At 65.7% G+C, this 20,527-nt stretch carries 19 protein-coding genes; 12 read left to right on the top strand and 7 right to left on the bottom strand.

The window, feature by feature from the left end:
• Positions 1 to 103: 103 nt before the first annotated feature.
• The 4 genes from HR9077_RS15550 to HR9077_RS15535 form a co-directional block, all read right to left on the bottom strand.
• On the bottom strand, positions 104 to 481 hold the full coding sequence (locus HR9077_RS15550) for a winged helix-turn-helix domain-containing protein (RefSeq protein ID WP_136067916.1): 378 nt from the start codon (positions 479 to 481) through the stop codon (positions 104 to 106).
• Between the two features lie 185 nt (positions 482 to 666).
• Entirely contained in the window at positions 667 to 921 is a 255-nt protein-coding gene (locus HR9077_RS15545; protein WP_244613290.1) for an EamA family transporter, read from the bottom strand.
• Between the two features lie 495 nt (positions 922 to 1,416).
• On the bottom strand, positions 1,417 to 1,791 hold the full coding sequence (locus HR9077_RS15540) for a hypothetical protein (protein WP_136067915.1): 375 nt from the start codon (positions 1,789 to 1,791) through the stop codon (positions 1,417 to 1,419).
• Between the two features lie 304 nt (positions 1,792 to 2,095).
• Entirely contained in the window at positions 2,096 to 2,998 is a 903-nt protein-coding gene (locus HR9077_RS15535; protein ID WP_136067914.1) for a DMT family transporter, read from the bottom strand.
• Positions 2,999 to 3,202: 204 nt separating this feature from the next.
• Here HR9077_RS15535 and HR9077_RS15530 point away from each other — a divergent pair, with 204 nt between their 5' ends.
• Positions 3,203 to 3,679, top strand: a complete 477-nt coding sequence (locus HR9077_RS15530; protein WP_244613292.1) for a DUF192 domain-containing protein — start codon at positions 3,203 to 3,205, stop codon at positions 3,677 to 3,679.
• Between the two features lie 8 nt (positions 3,680 to 3,687).
• On the opposite strand, the gene HR9077_RS15525 is transcribed toward HR9077_RS15530, so the two are convergent.
• Positions 3,688 to 4,422 carry a ParA family protein gene (locus tag HR9077_RS15525; RefSeq protein WP_136067912.1) on the bottom strand — a complete coding sequence of 245 codons (735 nt, stop codon included), beginning with the start codon at positions 4,420 to 4,422 and terminating at the stop codon, positions 3,688 to 3,690.
• Between the two features lie 308 nt (positions 4,423 to 4,730).
• On the opposite strand from HR9077_RS15525, the gene HR9077_RS15520 reads away from it, so the two are divergent.
• From HR9077_RS15520 to HR9077_RS15510, 3 genes are all read left to right on the top strand, one after another.
• Positions 4,731 to 5,738, top strand: coding sequence for a DctP family TRAP transporter solute-binding subunit (locus HR9077_RS15520; RefSeq protein ID WP_136067911.1), 1,008 nt, complete (start codon positions 4,731 to 4,733; stop codon positions 5,736 to 5,738).
• Between the two features lie 75 nt (positions 5,739 to 5,813).
• Positions 5,814 to 6,293, top strand: a complete 480-nt coding sequence (locus tag HR9077_RS15515; protein WP_136067910.1) for a TRAP transporter small permease — start codon at positions 5,814 to 5,816, stop codon at positions 6,291 to 6,293.
• Positions 6,283 to 7,578 carry a TRAP transporter large permease gene (locus HR9077_RS15510; protein ID WP_136067909.1) on the top strand — a complete coding sequence of 432 codons (1,296 nt, stop codon included), beginning with the start codon at positions 6,283 to 6,285 and terminating at the stop codon, positions 7,576 to 7,578. The genes HR9077_RS15515 and HR9077_RS15510 overlap by 11 nt, the downstream gene beginning before the upstream one ends.
• 16 nt (positions 7,579 to 7,594) lie before the next feature.
• On the opposite strand, the gene HR9077_RS15505 is transcribed toward HR9077_RS15510, so the two are convergent.
• On the bottom strand, positions 7,595 to 8,662 hold the full coding sequence (locus HR9077_RS15505) for an NAD(P)-dependent alcohol dehydrogenase (RefSeq protein WP_136067908.1): 1,068 nt from the start codon (positions 8,660 to 8,662) through the stop codon (positions 7,595 to 7,597).
• Positions 8,663 to 8,876: 214 nt separating this feature from the next.
• Here HR9077_RS15505 and HR9077_RS15500 point away from each other — a divergent pair, with 214 nt between their 5' ends.
• From HR9077_RS15500 to HR9077_RS15465, 8 genes are all read left to right on the top strand, one after another.
• A complete protein-coding gene (locus HR9077_RS15500) occupies positions 8,877 to 9,236 on the top strand; it encodes a tautomerase family protein (RefSeq protein WP_136067907.1) in 360 nt (119 codons plus the stop codon).
• 354 nt (positions 9,237 to 9,590) lie between these two features.
• Positions 9,591 to 10,562: a TAXI family TRAP transporter solute-binding subunit gene (locus HR9077_RS15495; protein ID WP_136067906.1), complete on the top strand. Its 972-nt coding sequence runs from the start codon at positions 9,591 to 9,593 to the stop codon at positions 10,560 to 10,562.
• A gap of 168 nt (positions 10,563 to 10,730) precedes the next feature.
• The gene (locus HR9077_RS15490) at positions 10,731 to 13,328 is read left to right on the top strand and encodes a TRAP transporter permease (RefSeq protein ID WP_136067905.1); all 2,598 of its coding nucleotides are present in this window, start codon (positions 10,731 to 10,733) and stop codon (positions 13,326 to 13,328) included.
• 21 nt (positions 13,329 to 13,349) lie between these two features.
• Entirely contained in the window at positions 13,350 to 13,778 is a 429-nt protein-coding gene (locus HR9077_RS15485; RefSeq protein ID WP_136067904.1) for a universal stress protein, read from the top strand.
• A 60-nt stretch (positions 13,779 to 13,838) separates the two neighbouring features.
• Entirely contained in the window at positions 13,839 to 14,738 is a 900-nt protein-coding gene (locus HR9077_RS15480) for a ZIP family metal transporter (RefSeq protein WP_136067903.1), read from the top strand.
• A 52-nt stretch (positions 14,739 to 14,790) separates the two neighbouring features.
• A complete protein-coding gene (locus tag HR9077_RS15475) occupies positions 14,791 to 15,618 on the top strand; it encodes an MOSC domain-containing protein (protein WP_136067902.1) in 828 nt (275 codons plus the stop codon).
• A 231-nt stretch (positions 15,619 to 15,849) separates the two neighbouring features.
• Entirely contained in the window at positions 15,850 to 16,359 is a 510-nt protein-coding gene (locus HR9077_RS15470; RefSeq protein WP_244613288.1) for a putative pterin-binding protein, read from the top strand.
• A gap of 38 nt (positions 16,360 to 16,397) precedes the next feature.
• On the top strand, positions 16,398 to 18,587 hold the full coding sequence (locus HR9077_RS15465; RefSeq protein WP_136067900.1) for an ATP-binding protein: 2,190 nt from the start codon (positions 16,398 to 16,400) through the stop codon (positions 18,585 to 18,587).
• A gap of 5 nt (positions 18,588 to 18,592) precedes the next feature.
• Here HR9077_RS15465 and HR9077_RS15460 read toward each other — a convergent pair whose 3' ends face one another.
• Positions 18,593 to 20,488 (bottom strand): metallophosphoesterase family protein, encoded by a 1,896-nt coding sequence (locus HR9077_RS15460; protein ID WP_136067918.1) that lies wholly within the window; start codon positions 20,486 to 20,488, stop codon positions 18,593 to 18,595.
• Positions 20,489 to 20,527 lie beyond the last annotated feature (39 nt).

Here is a 20,527-nt window from a genome sequence, read left to right as displayed (position 1 = left end):
CAGGGCGGGGTGGGCATCGCGAGTTCCGTTATGTACGAATGGATATAACGGGTTCACTGTAGATCCCGAAGCGCGATTTGCCAAGTCTCGCGCAGGGCGACGCTCAGTGCGGCGTATCGTGGCGCCGCTCGATGAGCGCCAGCAGCTCCCTGGCTTCCTCGCAGTGGTCGGGATCGAGTTTGCGTTGCAGTGCGCGGTAACGCTCGACCACCTCGCGGCCCAGCGGGGTCAGCCCGGCGCCGCCGCGCTGGTTGCCGCCGCTGGCGGTGGTCACCACCGGTTCGGGCAGGTGGCGGTTCATGGTGTCGATCAGTTGCCAGGCCTTCTTGTAGCTCAGGCCCAGGGTCCGGCTTGCGGCGGCGATCGAGCCGCTGGCGTCGATCGCCTCGAGCAACGCCGCCTTGCCGGGGCCGAGAACGACGTCCCGGTCGACGACCAGGCGTATCTGCACCGCGGGGCGATCGTGTCGGGTACGTGTCATGGGCCGTTCCGGTGGCGAATGAAAGGATGTTGTACCATGCGCCTCGCGTCGGCCACAGGGGAAGGCGCGGGTGCGAACGCATTCGCGCTGGCGGTGGGCACTCGGGCTGCCTTGCCTCCGCCAGTCGGGGACGAGTTCCCTCCCGCTGGGCTACGGGCTACGGGCTACGGGCTACGGGCTACGGGCTATCCAGAGCGGGTCGTGCGCGAGCGCTTGCCGGGCCAGGGCAGGAACTTGCTCAACCGCAGGTTGATGACCGCCAGCCCGGCGACCACCAGCGCGCCGCCGACCAGTTTGTTGACGCCCAGCGGGTCATCCAGCAGCCAGACGCCGAGGATCACCGCGAACACCGGCATCAACAGCGACAGCCATAGAGCGAGTACCTGCCGGTAGTCTGATTCATTGGAATAATACGCAAATGGCGCGTTATCAGTGGACATGGCTTCGGCAGTTTCCAGAATGGGTTCGTTTGGCCTTCACGGCTGCGGTTCTGCACCTTGGCGATTTGCTCGATGTCTCCGTGCTGGCCTGACGAACGAAAAAGGCCCCGGTTGTACCGGGGCCGATCGTTGCAGGATTTCGGCCGAGCTTAACTGCTTTTGGTGTTACTCTGCATGAAGTCAGAATCAAGCTGGTTAAGTAGCTGTTGAAACTTCGCGTAGTTGACTCCCAAAGTCAGCCCGCTCTGGTCTGTTGTTGCAGGGTTACTGGTATCGGCTTCAGGTGCTGAGCTGGCAGAAGCAGGTGAGTTGGCAGTGGAAAACTCTGCCCAAGGGATATTGAATTTTTGCTTCAAAATTTCAATGTCGACAGTCGGCGAATCCTTTGATAAGGCCCTGGTATAAGACCCTGAATTCCGACCTTCTGGTGGGCAACAACAACTCGCCCCTGTTATACCTACATCGCTAGCCATTACAATTTACCTTATTGGTTTGTCAAGCTATTTCTAGTGAGGCAGTTTGAGTGGCATCGTACGCAGCATTTATTCCGGCTAAGTCTACTACAGCTTGTAGGTCATAAACTTGGTCACCAGAATCGGAGGTTTGAAGATACTCAACGACGTTGTCATCATTGAAAGCGTAATCGCCATTTTCCAAGGTGAAAAAATCTTCAATCACTGCACCGATATCATTCTGCCCGTCTGTTAAGTCATCTGACGACGTTAGTTGCAAGTCTGTGCTACTAGTCTCAATCTCTACGTTATACGAGATTTCTGAGGCTAAGAGGTCAAAAGATATAACGTCAGTCCCGCTTACCAATATTTCATTCACAATATCGGCGCCGGCATCCGGTCCGTTGTATAGAGTCATTTCCCCCCTAGGCCATAAATGGTGTAAGAGCCGAACTCGTTTCTAAGGTTGATGTTGTCGCTAGTGTTTGTACCTGTAACTTCGTTGCCATCGATCGTATAAGGCATAACGCTCTCCGGATCAGTGTGAAATTTAGCGTAGCTAATTTACGGTGGTCCAATGGATCAAACAGCGCAACTTAGCAGGCTCATTCTTTTGTATCAGAGCGTAAAGTGTTGAAAGAAAAAGAGTTATGCAACTATACATACAGGCCCATTAAAGTACTCAGGCGGCTCAGGGGGAGTGGAGAGGGCGGCGTGCAGCGCTACCTGCCGGAGCCGGCGTTCCTAGGTTGGCGCGAGCGCTTGCCGGGCCAGGGCAGGAACTTGCTCAACCGCAGGTTGATGACCGCCAGCCCGGCGACCACCAGCGCGCCGCCGACCAGCTTGTTGACGCCCAGCGGGTCATCCAGCAGCCAGACGCCGAGGATCACCGCGAACACCGGCATCAGCAGCGACAGCGGCACGACGCGGCTGACCGGGTGCTTCTGCAGCAGCCGGTACCACAGGCCGTAGGCGACGATCGACGACATCACGGCGGTGTAGAAGACCGCGCCCCAGCCGCTCGGCCCGGCCGCGCCCAGCGCCGCCAGCTGGTCGTTCTCGAACAGCCAGCTCTCCAGTGCCACCTGGGGAATCGCGAACAGCGCGATCCAGCCGGCCAGGGTCAGCGGCGCAATGTGCGGTGCCGCCTTGATCAACAGGTTGGAGATTGCCCAGAACAGCGCGCTGCCCAGCAGCAGCGCGGTGGGCAGCGCGGCTGGCAGCGATGGCCCGCCGGCGAGCACCACCACGCCGCCGAACGACAGCGCCAGGCCGATCGAGCGCCGCGCGTCGAGGCGCTCCTTGAGGAAGGCCGCGGCGAGCAACGTGGCGAAGGGCGTGCCCATCTGCACCAGCAGCGCGCCGGTGCCGGCCTCGGCCTCGCGCAGCCCCAGGAACAATAGCGGGAAATGCAGCCCGCCGAAGGTGACCGAGAGCAGCAGCAGCCAGGGTAGTTGCCGGCGGGTGATGCGGGTGAAGGGCACGATCAGCACGGCGACCAGCATGAAGCGCAGGGTCATCAACAGCAGCGGCGGCATGTCGTCGACGCCGAGCTTGATGACGATGATATTGAGCGCCCAGATGGCGATGACGGTGAGTCCGAGCAATAGGTCGCGTAGTGGCACGAAACGTCCCTGAGTGTGTGCGTGGCGGGCCTGACGTGAGGGCGAGCCACGAGTATAAAGAAGGGGCGCGGTCGCAGCGAGGCGCGTCATCGCGGCCAGGCGATGAAACAGTCAACCGGGGAGGCGGCAATGGGGTGTCACGAACGGGCGAGACGCGCCGCAGGGGCCGGGCCAGCGGCCGGAAACCGGAAGCGGTCGGGCGTGGTGCGGGTCTTGGCATCGCTGGTTATGCTGGCGGGCCTGTCGACGACGGCCTTCGCCGGGGACGGCGGGACGCCGGGGCTGGAGCGCTCGCGGCTGGTCATCGACAGCGACGAGCGCCGCCATGTGCTGAACGTGGAGATCGCCCGCGAGCCGCGCGAGCGTTCGCGTGGCCTGATGGGGCGCGAGACGCTGCCGGCCGAAGCCGGCATGCTGTTCGTCTATCCCCGCGAGCAGCCGCCCCAGGGCGCGTTCTGGATGCGCAATACGCTGATTCCGCTGGCGATCGCCTTTCTCGGCGGCGATGGCGAGATCCGTGCCATCAATCACATGCCGCCATGCCCCGGCGAGCGGGCCGGCGACTGCCCCTCGTACCCGGCAGGGGTAGCCTTTCGCGCGGCGCTCGAGGTCAACGACGGCTATTTCGCCGCGCGGAACATCGAGGTGGGCGATCGGGTCGATCTGCCGCCCTGGCCGTGAGCCGGCGATCATTGCAGGCGCTGCGCGATCTCCCGCCATAGCGCGGCGTAGGCGCGACCGCCCGGACTGCTGCGGGCGAAATGCCCGACCGGGGCGCGCTCCAGCCCCATGCGCTCGACCGCGCTGGCGTTGGGCACGGTCGTCGACAGGCGCTTCGGCCAGCGCTCGCCGAGGCTCTCCAGCACCTGGCGGTGCAGGGTCTTGCGGCGGTCGGCGAGGGTCACGAACGGCCAGATCGGGCAGGCATGGTCGAGCGCGTCGAGATGAGCGTCCAGTTGCTCGAGGGTGCGCAGCGACAGGGTGGTCGGCACCACCGGCACCAGCAGCGCATCGACGCTGGAGAAGATCTGCTCGGCGAGCGCCGACAGGCTCGGCGGGCAGTCGAGTACTACCAGGTCGTAACTGTCCATCACCGGCTTGAGTACCTTGCGCAGCCGGCTGGGCTTGCGGGTTTCCAGCGCCGCTTCCAGGTCGCGGGAGCCCAGCGCCGCAGGCAGCAGGTCGAGCCTTTCGACATCGGTCCCGCGAATCGCCCGATCGAGATCGGACTTGCCCTTGACCAGCTTGTCGACGCCCCCGCGCACCTTGGGCTTGCTGCGCAGGTAGAAGGTGGTGGCGGCCTGAGGATCGAGATCCCACAGCAATACCCGCCGGCCGTCGCGTGCCGCTTCGGCGGCGAGGTTGACGGCGGAGGCGGTCTTGCCCACGCCGCCCTTGATACTGTAGAGCGCCAGCATCTGCATGGGGAACTCCCGGATCGGTGACGGCCCAGCCTAACCGATCGGCCCGGGCGGATATGTGACGTTTCGATGACGGCGGCGCGCGCCGGCGAGGGTTTCTTTCGGGCCGCCGCGCTTTACAATGGCTGACGTTCGATGTCGACCCGGCGCCCACCCCGTGCCGGGTCCTGCTGGCGACCGGCCACGAGCAGGTCGCGGCGGGTCCCCACCCCATGGACCTGCATGCCTCGGGAAGCCGCTCGGTTTCCCGGGTTGGCCAATAAAATCAGCCAGACCGGGACCACCGGCTGGCGCATGCAAGGATTCGGATCATGACGACACGCCGCTTCACCGGTCTATCTGCCGCCATCGCGGGAGCCGCTCTGCTGTGCACCGCGCTGACCGCCCAGGCCCGCGAATATTCGGTTTCGACCGTGCTCTCGGACGCCTTTCCCTGGGGCCAGGCCGCCGAGAAATGGGCCGATCTGGTCGAGGAGCGCTCCGAAGGGCGCATCACCCTGCGCGTCTATCCCAACTCGCAACTGGTCAATGGCGACCAGACCCGCGAGTTCTCGGCGATGCGCCAGGGGCTGATCGACATGGCGGTGGGCTCGACCATCAACTGGTCGCCGCAGGTGCCCCAGCTCAACCTGTTCTCGCTGCCGTTTCTGATGCCGGACTACGCCGCGGTCGATGCGATCACCGGCGGCGAGGCCGGCGAGATGATCTTCGAGGCGATCGAGTCGCGCGGCGTCAAGCCGCTGGCCTGGGGCGAGAACGGTTTCCGCGAGCTGTCCAACTCCAAGCTGGCGATCGACTCGCCCGGCGACCTCGACGGCCTCAAGATCCGTGTGGTCGGCTCGCCGCTGTTCCAGGACACCTTCACCGCACTGGGCGCCAACCCCACCCAGATGAGCTGGGCCGATGCCAAGCCGGCGCTGACCACCGGCGCCGTCGACGGCCAGGAAAACCCGCTGTCGGTGTTCGACGTGGCGCGCATCGACCAGGTCGGCCAGCAGTACCTGACCCTCTGGCACTACATGAACGACCCGCTGATCTTCGCCGTCAGCCAGCGCGTCTGGCAGCAAATGCCCGAAGAGGACCGCGAACTGCTGAGTCAGGCCGCCGAGGACGCCGGCGCCTGGGAGATCGAGATGTCGCGCGGCCAGCGCGATCAGCGCCTGGCGGACATCCAGTCCCGCGGTGTCGAGGTGATCGAGCTCAGCGACGCGCAGCGCCAGGCGTTCGTCGACGCGACCCGGAGCGTGTACGAGGAGTGGACCCCGCAGATCGGCGAGGAGATCGTCTCCAGCGCCCGCGAGGCGGTCGCCAATCGTTGAGCCCGGCAATCGCCGGATTCGTCGTCCTGCCGGCCCGGCGCCGAGGCGCTGGCCGGCTTCGTCACGAGGTCTTTGATGAAACCGCAACCGGATGCGCGGCTCGAGCGTCTGCTGGCCAGTCTAGGACTGGCGACCATCGCCCTGATCAGCCTGGCCAACGTGGTGGTGCGCTACGTCACCGACGCCTCGTTCGCCTTCACCGAGGAGCTGTCGGTGTTCCTGCTGGTGGTGGTGACCTTCGCCGGCGCGGCGGTGGCCGTGCGGCGCAACGGGCACATTCGCATCACCCTGGTCGAGCGCGCGCTGCCGCCGGGGCCACGGCGCGCCCTGATCCTGCTGCAGGGCCTGGCGGGGCTGATCGTGCTGGGGCTGATCGTCGGTTATGGCGCCCAGCTGGCCTGGCAGGAATACCATTGGCAGTCGCTGTCGCCGGGGCTCGGCGTGCCGCAGTGGTGGTACCTGGCCTGGCTGCCTCTGCTGGCGTTGTCGATGTTCTGGCGACTCGTTCAGCAGACCCGCGATCGCCTGCGTGGAGGGCTCGACGATGAGTCCTGACCTGTGGATGATCGCCAGCTTCCTGCTGTTGCTGCTGGCCGGCGTGCCGGTGGCGTTCTCGCTGGGCCTGGCCGGTGCGGTGGGCATCGTTACGGGGCTTTCGCCGGACATGCTGGCGACGCTGGGCACCAATACCTACAACAGCATCGCCAAGTACCCGCTGATCGCCATACCGCTGTTCATCCTCACCGGCCTGGTCTTCGAGCGGGCCGGGGTCGCCGCGCGGCTGGTGCGCTTCGCCCAGGCGCTGATCGGCCCGCGTCATGGCGGCCTGGCGCTGGTCGCGGTGCTGGTGTGCCTGATCATGGGCGGCATGAGCGGCTCGGGGCCGGCGGATGCCGCGGCGGTGGCGATGGTGATGCTGCCGAGCATGACCCGGGCCGGCTATCCCAAGCCGTTCTCGGCGACGCTGATCGCCGCCTCGGCCTCGACGGCGATCCTGATTCCACCCTCGGTGGCGCTGATCCTGTACTCGATCGTGGTGCCCGGAGTCGACCTGCGCGCGCTGTTCGCCGCCGGGCTGTTTCCCGGGGTGCTCGCCGGCCTGGCGCTGCTGTTGCCGGCGTTCTGGCTGTCGCGACACCATGGCTGGGAGGCTCCCGACGACGTCGAGCGTCCGCTGCTGGGCGAGAGCTTCCGTCAGGCGATCCCCGCGCTGTTCGCCCCGGTATTGATTCTCGGTGGCCTGCGCAGCGGATTGTTCACGCCCACCGAGGCGGCCGTGGCGGCCGTGGCCTATGGTGTGGTGGTGGGGCTGTTTCTTACCCGGGAACTCGACTGGCGCGAACTGTGGCGCTTGTTCGGCGAGGCGGCGACGATCTCCGGCGTGGTGATGCTGATCATCGCGCTGGCGGGCATCTTCGCCTGGGCCGGCACCATGCTCGGTACCTTCCGGCACCTGGCCGAGTGGCTGATCGCGCTGTCCGACAATGGCGCAGTGCTGCTCATGCTGATCATGATCGCGGTGCTCCTCGCCGGCATGCTGCTCGATGCGATCTCCATCTACCTGATCCTGATGCCGATCCTGATTCCGGTGATGGAGCACTTCGCGTGGAATCCGGTGTGGTTCGGCATCCTGCTGGCGATGAATATCGCCATCGGCCAGTTCACCCCGCCGGTGGCGGTCAACCTGATGGTCACCACCGAGGTGGCGGGGATCCGCCTCGAACAGACCCTGGGCTGGGCACTGGTGTTCGTCGTCGCCATGGCCGCGGCGCTGCTGGCGGTGGCGCTGTTCCCGCCGATCGCGCTGTGGTTGCCCGGCGTGCTGGGTTACAACCTCTGACTCGTGGGCCGTACCGTCAAGGGGTATCCATGACCAGTACCGGCTTGATCACGGCGCCGGCCCGGGCATCGGCGATGGCGCGCTCGATGTCGGCGAACGGGTAGCGGGCGATCAGCGCGTCGAGGGGAAACTCGCCGGCGCGGAGTGCGTCGATCAGGCGGGGAATGAAGCGCTGGGGATAGGCATCGCCCTGAATGATCGATCGCCCGCGCTGGCCGGCCTTGAGCGTGCCGCCGGCGCTACCGGTCAAATAGCCGACCCGGCCGTCTTCGGCGAGCCAGTCGGGAATCGCGGCGAGCGTGGCGGCGTCCCCGGCGGTATCGATCGCAAACGCCGCCCCCTCGGGGAACGTCGCCTCGAGCGCGCCGGCACAGGCCTGTTCGGGGGTCACGACGTGGCTGGCGCCCAGCCGCTCGGCCATGGCGCGACGCTGCGAGTTGGGCTCGACGACCAGAAGCGGCGCGGCGCCCACCAGATGCGCCGCCATCAGCGCACCCAGGCCCACCGCACCGGCGCCGACGATCACCAGGCCCTGGCCGGCGCCGATTCCCAGCGACTGGAGGACCGTGCCGGCGCCGGTCTGAAGCCCGCACCCCAGCGGGGCGAGCGACGCCAGCGGCAGGTCGGGATCGACGTGTACGGCGTTGCGGCGATTCGTCAGCGCATGACTGGCGAATGACGACTGACCGAAGAAGTGCCCGCTGACGCTACCGCTCAACGCGTTGCTGCCATCCAGCCGTGTGCCGGCGAAATTCAGCGTCATGAACTGCTCGCAATCGGCGGGGCGTTCCGCGCGGCAGGGGGCGCATTGCCCGCAGTAGGCGAAGCTCAGCACGACATGGTCGCCCGCCGCGAGATCCTCAACCGCCGCACCGACGCGTTCGACGACTCCCGCGCCCTCGTGGCCCAGCACGCAGGGCGTGGTGCAGCCCGCGGCGATAGCGATGTCGGTATGGCAGATCCCGCATGCCACGATGCGCACCAGCACCTCATCGGCGCGCGGGTCGTCGAGATGCAGCTGCTCGTACGTGAAACCGTCGGCTCCGCGTCCGGCCACGGCGGCGTTGATGAGGGTGCCCATCATGCTGTCCCATCAAGGCTGTGACTGTATTGGCCAGCATAGCCCGACGGTGGGGCGATTAAGCAAGCGACCGAGGGGCATGGTCTCGGCGTGGAATGGGTGGCAGGTCGATGGTATGGCCGGGATGATGGATCAGAGGCGTCGTCGTGATGTCCGACAAGGTGAGCCACCGCACCTGTTGCGTGGTGTCAGACGGCTTGCAGCACAAGGAGGGGGCATGGTTCAGGTTAAATGCTATGGCCACAGGGCGGCCTTGGAAGGCAACCGGGAAGCCTTGTCGACCGCCGTTCAGGCGGCCCTGGGAACGGCCTTCGGCGTGTCCGGGCAGCAATGCTTCCAGCGCTTCATCGGTCTGGAGGCGGCGGATTTCATCCACCCCGATGACCGCAGCGAACAGTACACGATCATCGAGATCGTCTGCCGCGAAGGGCGCGCAAGTGAGGCCAAGAAGGCGCTGATCAGGCTGCTCTACGACGAGATCGCCCAGCGTGCGGGTATCGGGGCGGCGGATGTCGAAATCATCCTGTTCGAGACGCCGGCATCGCAGTGGGGGATCGACGGCCGGGTCGGCACGTAACGCGTTGCAGCCGCGGGGCCGAGGGTGCCCCGGACGTTAAGGCATTTCATTTCAACGGCTTAGTCGGCGAAAGGTCTGTCGCCGGCCGGCGCCTTTGGGTAAGATTGCCGGGCTGTAGTCGCGGCATCGTCTCGGCGAGTGCCTGGTCATCGTTGCGACAAGCGACGATCGCTTTTGCAGCCCTGTGAGACAGTGCGTATCTTGACAGGGCGACGGTCATTTCAGCCGGGCGATCGGTGATCGCCGATGCGCCTGGCGAATACGCAGGATCGGTCCGCATGCCATATGCCGACAAGCGTCGGGGCTTGAAGGGCGGGGCCGAAACGTGACAACAACCCAAATGAGGTGTCTTGCATGAAACGCCATTTACTCTCCGCCGCCATGGCATCCGGTGCCATCCTCGGTGCCGCCACGCTCGCGACACCGGTTCAGGCGCAGCAGAATTTCATCACCATCGGCACCGGCGGCCAGACCGGCGTCTACTACGTGGTCGGCCAGTCCGTGTGCCGCATGGTCAACCGGGTCGAGGATGCCAACATCAAGTGCAACGCGCCCTCGACCGGTGGCTCCGTGGCCAACATCAACGGCATCAAGTCCGGCGAGCTGGACATGGGCGTCGCCCAGTCGGACGTTGCCTATCGCGCCTATAACGGCGAAGGCACCTTCGGCGAGAAGTTCGACGATCTGCGCTCGGTCTTCTCGATGCACGGCGAGCCGCTGACCGTGCTGGCGCGTGCTGATGCCAACATCGAGGAACTCGACGATCTCCAGGGCAAGCGCGTCAATATCGGCAACCCGGGGTCCGGTCAGCGCGCCACCATGGAAGTGCTGATGGACGCCAAGGGCTGGGACACCAGCGTCTACTCGCTGGCCTCCGAGCTGACCGCCGCCGAGCAGGCTTCCGCGCTGGCCGACAACAACATCGACGCCATGGTCTACGTGGTCGGCCACCCCAACGGTTCCATCCAGGAAGCCACCACCACCGTCGATGCCAACCTGGTGCCGCTTGAGGGCGAGGCGGTCGATTCGCTGGTCGAGGAGTACCCGTACTATTCGACGGTCACGATTCCCGGCGGCCTTTACAAGGGCAATCCGGATGACGTCAACACCTTCGGCGTGATGGCGACCGTGGTGACCGATGCCGACACCGATGCCGAGACCGTCTATCAGACCGTCAAGGCGGTGTTCGAGAACTTCGACCGCTTCAAGAAACTGCACCCGGCGTTCGCCAACCTCACGCCCGAAGAGATGATCAGCAATGGCCTGACCGCACCGCTGCACGAAGGCGCGGCGCGTTACTACAAGGAACAGGGCTGGATCGACTGATTCATCGACAAGCCTGCGATGACCTGATGCGCGATCACCCGGGAGGGGGTCGCGCATCGTTGATTCTTGCGGGCCGCCGCGCTCATGCGGCGGCCTACACTGATAGCCAGAGTCAGCCAGGCCATGCGCGCCGATGGCTGGCCAACCTCGAATAACAGGGCACTGATCATGGCTGAAAAAGACAAGCCCGCGGCCGGCTCGAGCGAGCTGGACGACCTGGTTGCCTCCACCGATACCGGGTCGCGCAAACTGGGGGGCCTCCCCAATCGAATCCTGCTGGGCACGGCGGCGGCCTGGTCCCTGTTTCAGCTGTGGATCGCTTCGCCATTGCCGTTCATGGTCGGCTTCGGCGTGTTCAGTGCCACCGAGACGCGCTCGATTCACCTGGCTTTCGCCATGTTCCTCGCCTATCTGGCCTATCCGGCGTTCAAGCGTTCGCCGCGCGACCGCGTACCGGCGATCGACTGGGTGCTGGCACTGGTCGCGGCCGGTACCGCCGCCTATCTCTACATGTTCTACGAGCAGCTCGCCCAGCGCCCGGGGGCACCGATCCTGCAGGACGTGATCGTCGCCGTGGCGGGCATTCTGTTACTGCTCGAGGCGACACGGCGTGCCCTGGGGCCGCCATTGATGATCGTGGCCATGGTGTTTCTCGTCTATTCGCTGGCCGGGCCTTACATGCCGGCCATGCTGGCGCATCAGGGTGTCAGCCTCGAGGGGCTGGCCAATCACCAGTGGATCACCACCCAGGGCGTGTTCGGTATCGCGCTGGGCGTGTCGACCAGTTTCGTGTTCCTGTTCGTGCTGTTCGGCGCCCTGCTCGACAAGGCCGGTGCCGGCAACTATTTCATCAAGCTGGCCTTTTCGATGCTCGGCCATTACCGCGGCGGGCCGGCCAAGGCGGCGGTGGTCGCCTCGGGCATGACCGGGCTGATCTCCGGCTCGTCGATCGCCAACGTGGTGACGACCGGCACCTTTACCGTGCCGATGATGAAGCGGGTGGGCTTTTCCGCCGAGAAGGCGGGCGCCGTCGAGGTGGCCTCGTCGGTCAACGGTCAGATCATGCCGCCGGTAATGGGCGCCGCGGCTTTCCTGATGGTCGAATACGTGGGCATCTCCTACGTCGAGGTCATCAAGCATGCCTTCCTGCCGGCGTTGATCTCCTACATCGCGCTGATCTACATCGTCCATCTCGAGGCGCTCAAGGCCGGCATGCGGGGCCTGAAGAGCAACAACCCGGTCAGGCCACTGCTCAACAAGGTGATCGGCTTCCTGACCGGGCTGATTGGGTTGATGGCCCTGTCGTTCATCGTCTACTACGGCCTGGGCTGGCTCAAGCCGGTACTCGGCGAGGCCACGCCGTGGGTGGTGGCGGTGGTGCTGGCGGTGGTCTACGTGGGGCTGCTGAAGCTCAGCGCACGCTACCCCGAACTCGAGGAGGACGACCCCAACGAAGAGATCGTCCTGCCTCAGACCCGGCCCACGTTGATGGTCGGCCTGCATTACATACTGCCGGTGATCGTGCTGGTCTGGTGCTTGATGGTCGAACGACTTTCGCCGGGGTTGTCGGCCTTCTGGGCGACGGTGTTCATGATCGCGATCATCGTCACCCAGCGTCCGTTGATCGCGACCTTCCGCGGGCGCAGCGACATGGCGGCCGACGTGCGCGCCGGGTTCCAGGATCTTTGGGACGGTCTGGTCAACGGCGCGCGCAACATGATCGGCATCGGCATCGCCACCGCGGCGGCCGGGATCATCGTCGGCGCGGTCTCGCAGACCGGGGTCGGGCTGGTGCTCGCCGAACTCGTCGAGACGCTATCGATGGGCAACTTGTTCCTGATGCTGTTGCTCACCGCGGTGCTCAGCCTGATCCTCGGCATGGGCCTGCCGACCACCGCCAACTACATCGTGGTCTCGGCGCTGCTGGCACCGGTCATCGTCACGCTGGGCCAGCAGAACGGGCTGCTGGTACCGCTGATCGCGGTGCATCTGTTCGTGTTCTACTTCGGCATCATGGCCGATGTCACGCCACCGGTGGGGCTGGCGTCGTTCGCGGCGGCGGCGGTATCGGGAGGCGATCCCATACGTACCGGCTTTCAGGCCTTCTACTACAGCCTGCGCACCGCGGCTCTGCCCTTCCTGTTCATCTTCAACACCGACCTGCTGCTGATCGATGTCGATATCTGGCATGGGTTGCTGATCTTCGTCATCGCCACGGTGGCGATGCTGATCTTCGCCGCCGCGACCCAGGGGTTCATGCTGGTGAGAAGCCGCTGGTACGAGAGTCTCTTGCTGTTGTTGATCGCCTTTGCGCTGTTCCGCCCGGGGTTCTGGATGGACATGATCGACGATCCCTATCGCGACATGCCGCCGGCTCAGTTCGCGCAGGCACTGGACAGTCTCGACCAGGGCGAGAGTCTGCGTGTCGAGGTGGCCGGGCTGGACGACTATGGAGATCCGATCAGCTTTTTCGTCCGTGTTCCTTACCAGCAGGGGGAAAGCCCGAGCGAGCGAATGGACAATCTGGGCCTGATGCTGATGCAGGAGGACGACGAGACGCTGGTCGACATGACGACCTTTGGCAGTCCCGCCCAGGAGCTGGGCTTCGACTTCGATCAGCGGATTGTCTCGGTCAAGGTGCCGGAGGACGGGCGCCTGGCCAAGGAGTGGATCTGGTTGCCGGCGTTGGCGCTCTTCGCCCTGGTGGTGCTGTTGCAGCGACGGCGTCGTGAAAGGTCATCGACCAATGCCGCATCGGCGGCCTAGTCGCTCACAGAGGAGCGCGGTATGTACCAGAAAATCGTTTTGCCCGTCGACATGAACGAGCCGGCTTCGTGGGAGCGTGCCTTGCCCACGGCGCTGGCGCTGTGCCGGACCTTCGGCGCCACCTTGCATGTCGTGACCGTACTGCCCGATTACCACATGCCGTTGGTCGGCAGCTTCTTCCCCGCCAATTTCAGCGACAAGGCGCGTCAGGCGCTCTCCGATGCCCAGCATCGCTTCGTCGCCGAGCACATTCCCGACGACGTGCAGGCTCAGTGCATCATCGCCGATGGCTCGCCCTACGAGGGCATCATCGAGTCGGCGCGCTCGGTCGGGGGCGATCTGATCGTCATGGCCTCGCACAACAGGCGCAAGCTGGCCGATTGGGTGCTGGGGCCGAATGCCGAGCATGTCGTACGCCACGCCGATATATCGGTGATGGTGGTTCGCTGATGCCGGCGGGCATTGACGGGTGGTGGGCATGAGCAGGGAAGTATCGCGACAGGGGATGTCATGACTAACGGAGTCGAAGCGCCTCGCCGGCTGTGGTGGTTGCCGCTCGGCGGGCTGGTACTGCTGGGCCTGGCCACGGCCCTGGTGGTGATGCGCCTGCCGGGCCTGCTGGACTGGCTGGATTCGTTGAATGCCGTGCAGGCAGGCATTCTCGCCAGTCTCGCGGCGGGGTTGTTCACGCCGCTGGGGGCGTTGCCGATCGTGCTCCTGCAGCGCGTCAGCCAGCGTCTCGAGGATTCGCTGATGGGCTTCGGTGCCGGCGTGATGCTGGCCGCCAGCGCCTTCTCGCTGGCGATGCCAGCCATCGACGAGGCCGAGCGGCTGACCGGCGGTACGCTGCCGGCATTGATCCTCGTCGCGGTGGGCATCGCCGCCGGCGGGGGGCTGATCATGGCCATCGAGCAGTGGGTGCCGCACGAGCACTTCGTGCTCGGCAAGCAGAGCGGGGCCGACGCCACCAAGCTGCAGCAGGTCTGGCTGTTCATCTTCGCCATCACCATCCACAACTTTCCCGAAGGGCTGGCGGTGGGCGTCGGTTTCGGTAGCGGCAACATCAGCGCCGGATTGCCGCTGATGCTGGGCATCGGCATTCAGAACCTGCCCGAGGGGCTGATCGTCGCGCTGGGGTTGCTGGCCGCCGGCTATGGACGCAGGACGGCCTTCTGGCTGGCCTTTCTCAGCGGCCTGGTCGAGCCACTCGGCGGCGCGCTGGGGGCGGTCGCCGTGTCGTTCGCCCAGACCCTGCTGCCCTGGGGGCTGGCATTCGCCGCCGGCGCGATGCTGTTCGTGATCAGTCACGAGATCATCCCCGAATCGCATCGTCAGGGTCACGAGCATTACGCCACGACCGGCGTGCTCGCCGGGTTTACGGTGATGTTGATGCTCGATTCGACGCTTTGACGACCCGCCGCCGGGTTATCATGGGCGACGCTTTGCAAAGGGACATGGACAGATGCTTTCCAGTACCACCCAGGCCCGGCTTGCGGGGCTCTACCGTTATCCCGTCAAGTCCACCGCCGGGCAGGCGCTCGAGCGCGCGCGGGTCACCGAAGAGGGGCTGGCCGGCGACCGGCGCTACATGCTTGCCAGACCCGATGGCACTTTCATCACCGCGCGTAGCCATCCCCAGTTGCAGCGGGTCGTGGCGCTGCCTGTCGATGGCGGACTGGCGTTGAGTGCGCCGGGGCTGGCAGCGATGGAGGCCCGCGAGGCGGATTTCGCGGCGACGGCCTTCGCGACCGGAGTCTGGGGCGACGACTTCGCCGCGCTGACCACCACCGAGCGACTCGACGACTGGTTTGGCGAGGTGCTCGGCGAGCCCGCACGCCTGTTATGGCTGGGGCCGCGCTCGCCGCGTTATCGTAGCGAAATAGACCGCCGGGTGAGTTTCGCCGACGGCTATCCGCTGATGCTGATCTCGCAGGCCTCGCTGGACGAGCTGAACACGCGCATGGACACGACTCAGCGCATGGCCCAGTTTCGCCCCAACCTGGTCGTCGAGGGCACCGCGCCCTACGCCGAGGACGGCTGGAAACGGATCCGCATCGGCGAGCTGGAATTCGCCGTCGACAAGCCCTGCTCGCGCTGCAAGATGGTCACCGTCGATCCGGCGCTTGGGGAGTTCATGCCACGCGGCGAGCCGCTGCGCACCCTGGCCGGTTATCGGCGCGGTGCGCGGGGCAAGATCTATTTCGGCCAGAACCTGATCGCCCTGAACGAGGGCGAACTGACGCTCGATGCCCCGCTGGAAGTGCTCGAGACCCGGCCAGCGGCACTCTGACGAACTTGGCCATTCAGGAAACGCTGAATAAATCGCCGGACGAGATGAAGGGCAAGGCGCACGGAACGCAGAAGGCGAGACATAACATGGGGTTAGGCGAGCCTTCGAGTACCGCGCAACGCAGCCATTCGCTCGTGCAGGCATTTATGCCGTGGTTCCTTCACCGGGCAGGCAAACAGGACGTGGCATGCCCTCATAGCTGCAGTATCAGCTTCGATGAGAGAGTTTTCCATGCGCCACCTTCTGACCCTGACGTTGTTCAAGCTGCTGCTGGTGATGCCGACGCTGCTCTGGGCCGACGCCCGGCTCCCCCTTCCCGAAGGGCGGGTGATCCTCAGCGTGACCGGCAAGCTGAGTCATACCAACGTCGGTGATGCCGCGCATTTCGACGCTGCCATGCTCGAAGCGCTGGGCATGCATACGGTGAGCACTCAGACCCCCTGGACCGAAGGCGTCTCGCAATTCTCCGGGCCGTTGGGGCGCGACCTGCTCGAGGCGGTCGGGGCGAGCGGCGACACCCTGGTGATCAAGGCACTCAACGACTACATCGCCGAGATTCCGGCCAGCGATTTCATCGCCAATGACGTCATTCTGGCAATGAGGCGCGATGGCGAACGCCTGACGGTCCGTGACTTCGGGCCGATCTTCGTTCTCTATCCGTTTGACGAACGTCCCGAACTGCAGACCGAGAAGATCCGTTTTCGCAGCGTCTGGCAGGTCTCCGGCATCGATATCAAATGACGACATGCAGCCCATGACATCGGGGCGGGAGCCTTAGCGTGCGCTATCCACTACGACTCAAGTGGGCCACGGCGGCGGCGGTGTTCTTCTTCGTCGCCGCGCTGGTGGTCGTCAGCTTGATCTTCTGGCGTCAGGGCAGCCTGGTGCCGACGATCGGCAGCGACGCCGCCTGGGTCGCCTACAAGCTCGATCGCGAGATCATCGAGCTGCGCAGCCAGCTGTTGCGTAGCGAGCGCGGCTCGCCCCAGGCGCTCGATGAACTGCAACTGAGTTTCGACCTGCTGTTCAGCCGTACCCGACTGCTGCACGACGGACAGATCGCCGAATTGATTCGCTCGATTCCGGCCGCCGGGGAACTGATCGAGCCGATTCTCGACCAGGTCGCGGCACTCGACGACGATATCCGGAATTTGAGCGGTCTCGATGCCGCGACCGTCGAGCGTCTGCAGGCGCGTTTCCAGTCGCTGGGCAACAGTACCCAGCGCCTGGTGATGGCGATCAACGAACATTTCGCCCAGACCAAGACATCGGCCCGCGAGACCATGTTCCAGCTGTATACGGCGCTGCTGGCGTTGATCGTGCTGATGAGCCTGGCGACCGTCATCGTGGTGCGCTTCTTGTTCCAGGAGGCGCGTGACAATGACGCCTCGCGGCGAACCCTGGAAGTCCTCAGCCGCGAGCTCGAGGTCACCGCGCATCGCGCCGAGTCGGCGAGCCGCGCGAAATCGGACTTCCTGGCGGTGGTCAGCCATGAGATACGCACGCCGCTGAATGGCGTGATCGGCATGAGCGCGTTGCTGATGGAGCGCCAGCACGACGCCCGGTCGCGGCACTATGCGTTGACCATCCACGAAAGCGCCGAGATTCTGCTCAGCCTGATCAACGACATCCTGGATTTCTCCAAGATCGAGGCCGGTCGTCTCGAACTCGAGATCGAGGCTTTCGACCTCGAGCGCTGCATCGACAGCGTCGTGCAGTTGCTCGCGCCGCGCCTGGAAGGCCTGCCGGTGAGGCTCGACTGGCACATCGAGCCGGGCATACCCGGCCAGTTGAGCGGCGACGCCGGGCGGCTGCGCCAGGTGCTGCTCAACCTGTTGTCCAACGCGCTCAAGTTCACCACGGCCGGCGAGATCGTGCTGTCGGTGGCGCCGGGCGAGGCGGGACGGCTGCGTTTCACGGTCAGCGACACCGGTTGCGGCATCTCCGAGGCGCGTCAGGCGACGCTGTTCGAACCGTTCCGCCAGGGCGACGCCTCCACGGCACGACGCTACGGTGGCACCGGGCTGGGGCTGGCGATCTGCAAGCGTCTGGTCAACGCCATGGGCGGCACCATCGGGTTCGTCAGCCAGCCGGACCAGGGAAGCCGTTTCTGGTTCGAGTTGCCGCTGCCGCGCGCCGAGGCGTCGGCCGTGCAGGAGCCGTCGCGGATGCCTTTCCCGGCGCTCGGGGAGAGGCCATTTCACGGCCGGGTGCTGGTCGCCGAGGACAATGCCGTCAACCGACGGGTGGCGATCGCTCTGCTCGAGCGCTTCGGCCTCGAGATCGATGTCGCCGATGATGGTCGGCTGGCCGTCTCCCGGGCGCTGGCCGGGGGCCATGACCTGATCTTCATGGACATGCAGATGCCGGGGCTCGACGGCATCGAGGCCACCCGCGAGATTCGCGCGGCGGGGGGCGCCCTGGCCGAGGTGCCGATCGTGGCGATGACTGCCGGAGTGCTCGATGGTGCCCGCGAGCGCGCCATGGCGGCCGGCATGGACGATTACCTGACCAAGCCGATCCTGCCCGGCCAGCTCGAACGGCTGCTGAGCCGTTTCCTGACGGCGCTGCCGGAAACGCCGGCGAACTCACGCGCCGTCACCGGGGCGGGGGAATCGACCGAGACGCTGATCGACCCACGGGTCCTCGTCGACGTCGAAAGCGCCCTGGGCGCGCCGATGATCGATGAACTGGTGCAGCTCTACCGGCAACAGGTACCCGAGCGATTGGCCGAGCTCGACGCCGCCGTGAGCGACGATGACGGCGTGGCGCTTGCCGAGCAGGCGCATCGACTCAAGGGCGAATCGAGCGGGCTGGGGCTCAGCCGGGTGGCGGCGCTGGCGTCGGCACTCGAGCGCGATGCGAGCCATCTCGACACCGCCGGGCGTCGCGGGCGGGTAACGGCCATCGAGGCGGCGCTGGACGACACGCTCGAGGCGTTGGACCGCTTCGCCACGAACGCGCCGTGAGGGCATCAGCGAAAGCGCGTGTCGCGTCCATCGCTGCCGAGCTGGCTCATTTCACTGGGCCGACCTTCGGCGTCGAAACGCACGTGGCCGATGCCCGCGCCGTTCCACAGCCGCTCGCCGGCCTTGGCGCGATCGGGAGTCAGTGGCTGGACGCGCATGCGCCGGCGCTTGGTGAACCAGTTGAGTGGCGACCAGGGCGCGTACAGCCAGCGATTCAGGCGGTCGAACCAGTCGAGCAGGGTATCGGGGAAGGTATTCTTGATACCGCTGCTGGTGATCTGCCAGATGTCCGGACCTCGCTGGCGTGCCCGAATACGCACCCGGTAGACGAAGGAATAGTGCACGTCGCCGGAGAGGATCGTGTAGTGCCGCGGGGTGCGGGTATGCCGGAAGATGTTGAGGACCACGCTCGCCGCGCCGCGATGGGCCATCCAGTTCTCGGCATCCACCAGCAGCGGCTTGCCGCACAGCGTGAACAGGCGCTGGATCCCCTCGATCAGCTTGACCCCGAACAGCGGCGCCGCCGACACCACGATGACCGCGGACTCGTCGAGCAGGTCCTGCTGGAAGTCGGTCAACGCCTCCCAGTCCATCAGACCCGACGGCCGGTGACGCGCGCGCTCGCTGCGCCAACGCCGGGTGCGGGTGTCGAGCACCACCAGCTTGGGCCGGCTGGCCAGGGTGTACCCCCAGTCGCCCAGATGCAGCAGTTCGCCGATCAGTTCGTCCTGGCGTGCCGCCGGCAGGCGCCCGTCGACGGTCTGGTCGAGCAGCCCGGCAAGCGCGTGTAGCGGCGTCGCCAGGCGCTCCGGGTCGTTGCCCCAGCCCTGGCAGAGCAGGTAGGCGAGCAGTGCGTTGCCGATGATGCGTCGCGAGAAGGGGTTGCCGTAGGCGGTCTCTTCCCAGGCGGCGGTCAGGTTCCAGTCGTCGGTGACGTCATGGTCGTCGAAGATCATCAGCGTCGGCAGCTGGGCCATGACCCGGGCGACCGCCGGCAACTCCTCGACGAAGGCCTCGATGATCGGTTCTTCCCCGGCGTAGCGCGCGGCATCGTCGTCGTTCAGCGTCGGCCTGACCGGGGCGATCAGCCGCCACGGCACCGGTGACCATGCCAGCAGGTACATGGCGATGACTTCGGCGAAGGTGATCAGGTGATTGGCGGCGCTGGCGGTGGTGAAGATGGGTTTCTTCACACCGCCGAAGAAGCGCTCGCGCAGCGCCTCGTTGGCTTCGAACTCGGGCAGCAGCCGTTCGCGGTGATAGTAGGTCTCGGTGGCGGCATAGAGCGCATCGCTGTCGCTCACCACCGCGCCTTCGAGGGTCTCGCCGAACAGCCCCAGCCGGGCGATCAGCGCATGGATCGCCACCAGCATCGGCCCGGCGACATCGTCGGCGTAGATCTGGTCGCCGCTGAGCATCAACAGTGCGGGGCGCGCTTCGGCCCGGTCCTGCTGCGGTTCCAGCCAGGCATCGGCCCGGGCCAGACCGTCGCCGCCGGGGTGATGGGGGCGGCGGCAGGAGCCGTGGAGCAGTGCATCGATACGCGACTTGACGACGAACGCGGGGCGTTGCTGGCCGGGGTAGAGCAGGTGCGGCGCCCAGTCGGCGATGCCGGCATCGTTCGGCAGCTCGCCACGCGGATTGGCGATGCGCAGGTCGTAGCCGATCAGTGTATCGCCGGGCAGCGGGGCCTCCAGATGGACGTCGATCAAGTGGATTACGGCGTGACGCCCCACGTTCAGACGCTGGCAGTTCGTCGTGTCGAGGACGATCTCGATGGGCCGGTCATCGGGCGGATAGAGCTTCAGGGTCAGTTCCAGCGTATGGCTGGCGACCAGCCACAGCACCACGCGGCAAGGTTCCAGCCGGCGCAGCAGCGGGCCGGCCAGTACCTCGGGCAAGGGGTCGTGGACCTCGGGGCGGGGCGTGGGGCGTTCATC

It is taken from the genome of Modicisalibacter radicis (assembly GCF_900961225.1).
Classification (GTDB): domain Bacteria; phylum Pseudomonadota; class Gammaproteobacteria; order Pseudomonadales; family Halomonadaceae; genus Modicisalibacter.
The sequence above is the reverse complement of the archived record's forward strand: the minus strand, read 5'-3'. Positions and strand labels throughout refer to the sequence as shown.

Bases quoted from the DNA above. Each gene is read 5' to 3' on its own strand.
- HR9077_RS15505 (WP_136067908.1), bottom strand. From the start codon at position 8,662: ATGATGGGCACCCTCATCAACGCCGCCGTGGCCGGACGCGGAGCCGAC.
- HR9077_RS15510 (WP_136067909.1), top strand. From the start codon at position 6,283: ATGAGTCCTGACCTGTGGATGATCGCCAGCTTCCTGCTGTTGCTGCTG.
- HR9077_RS15485 (WP_136067904.1), top strand. From the start codon at position 13,350: ATGTACCAGAAAATCGTTTTGCCCGTCGACATGAACGAGCCGGCTTCG.
- HR9077_RS15490 (WP_136067905.1), top strand. From the start codon at position 10,731: ATGGCTGAAAAAGACAAGCCCGCGGCCGGCTCGAGCGAGCTGGACGAC.
- HR9077_RS15480 (WP_136067903.1), top strand. From the start codon at position 13,839: ATGACTAACGGAGTCGAAGCGCCTCGCCGGCTGTGGTGGTTGCCGCTC.
- HR9077_RS15525 (WP_136067912.1), bottom strand. From the start codon at position 4,422: ATGCAGATGCTGGCGCTCTACAGTATCAAGGGCGGCGTGGGCAAGACC.
- HR9077_RS15470 (WP_244613288.1), top strand. From the start codon at position 15,850: ATGCGCCACCTTCTGACCCTGACGTTGTTCAAGCTGCTGCTGGTGATG.
- HR9077_RS15550 (WP_136067916.1), bottom strand. From the start codon at position 481: ATGACACGTACCCGACACGATCGCCCCGCGGTGCAGATACGCCTGGTC.
- HR9077_RS15495 (WP_136067906.1), top strand. From the start codon at position 9,591: ATGAAACGCCATTTACTCTCCGCCGCCATGGCATCCGGTGCCATCCTC.
- HR9077_RS15515 (WP_136067910.1), top strand. From the start codon at position 5,814: ATGAAACCGCAACCGGATGCGCGGCTCGAGCGTCTGCTGGCCAGTCTA.
- HR9077_RS15540 (WP_136067915.1), bottom strand. From the start codon at position 1,791: ATGACTCTATACAACGGACCGGATGCCGGCGCCGATATTGTGAATGAA.
- HR9077_RS15475 (WP_136067902.1), top strand. From the start codon at position 14,791: ATGCTTTCCAGTACCACCCAGGCCCGGCTTGCGGGGCTCTACCGTTAT.
- HR9077_RS15520 (WP_136067911.1), top strand. From the start codon at position 4,731: ATGACGACACGCCGCTTCACCGGTCTATCTGCCGCCATCGCGGGAGCC.
- HR9077_RS15545 (WP_244613290.1), bottom strand. From the start codon at position 921: ATGTCCACTGATAACGCGCCATTTGCGTATTATTCCAATGAATCAGAC.
- HR9077_RS15500 (WP_136067907.1), top strand. From the start codon at position 8,877: ATGGTTCAGGTTAAATGCTATGGCCACAGGGCGGCCTTGGAAGGCAAC.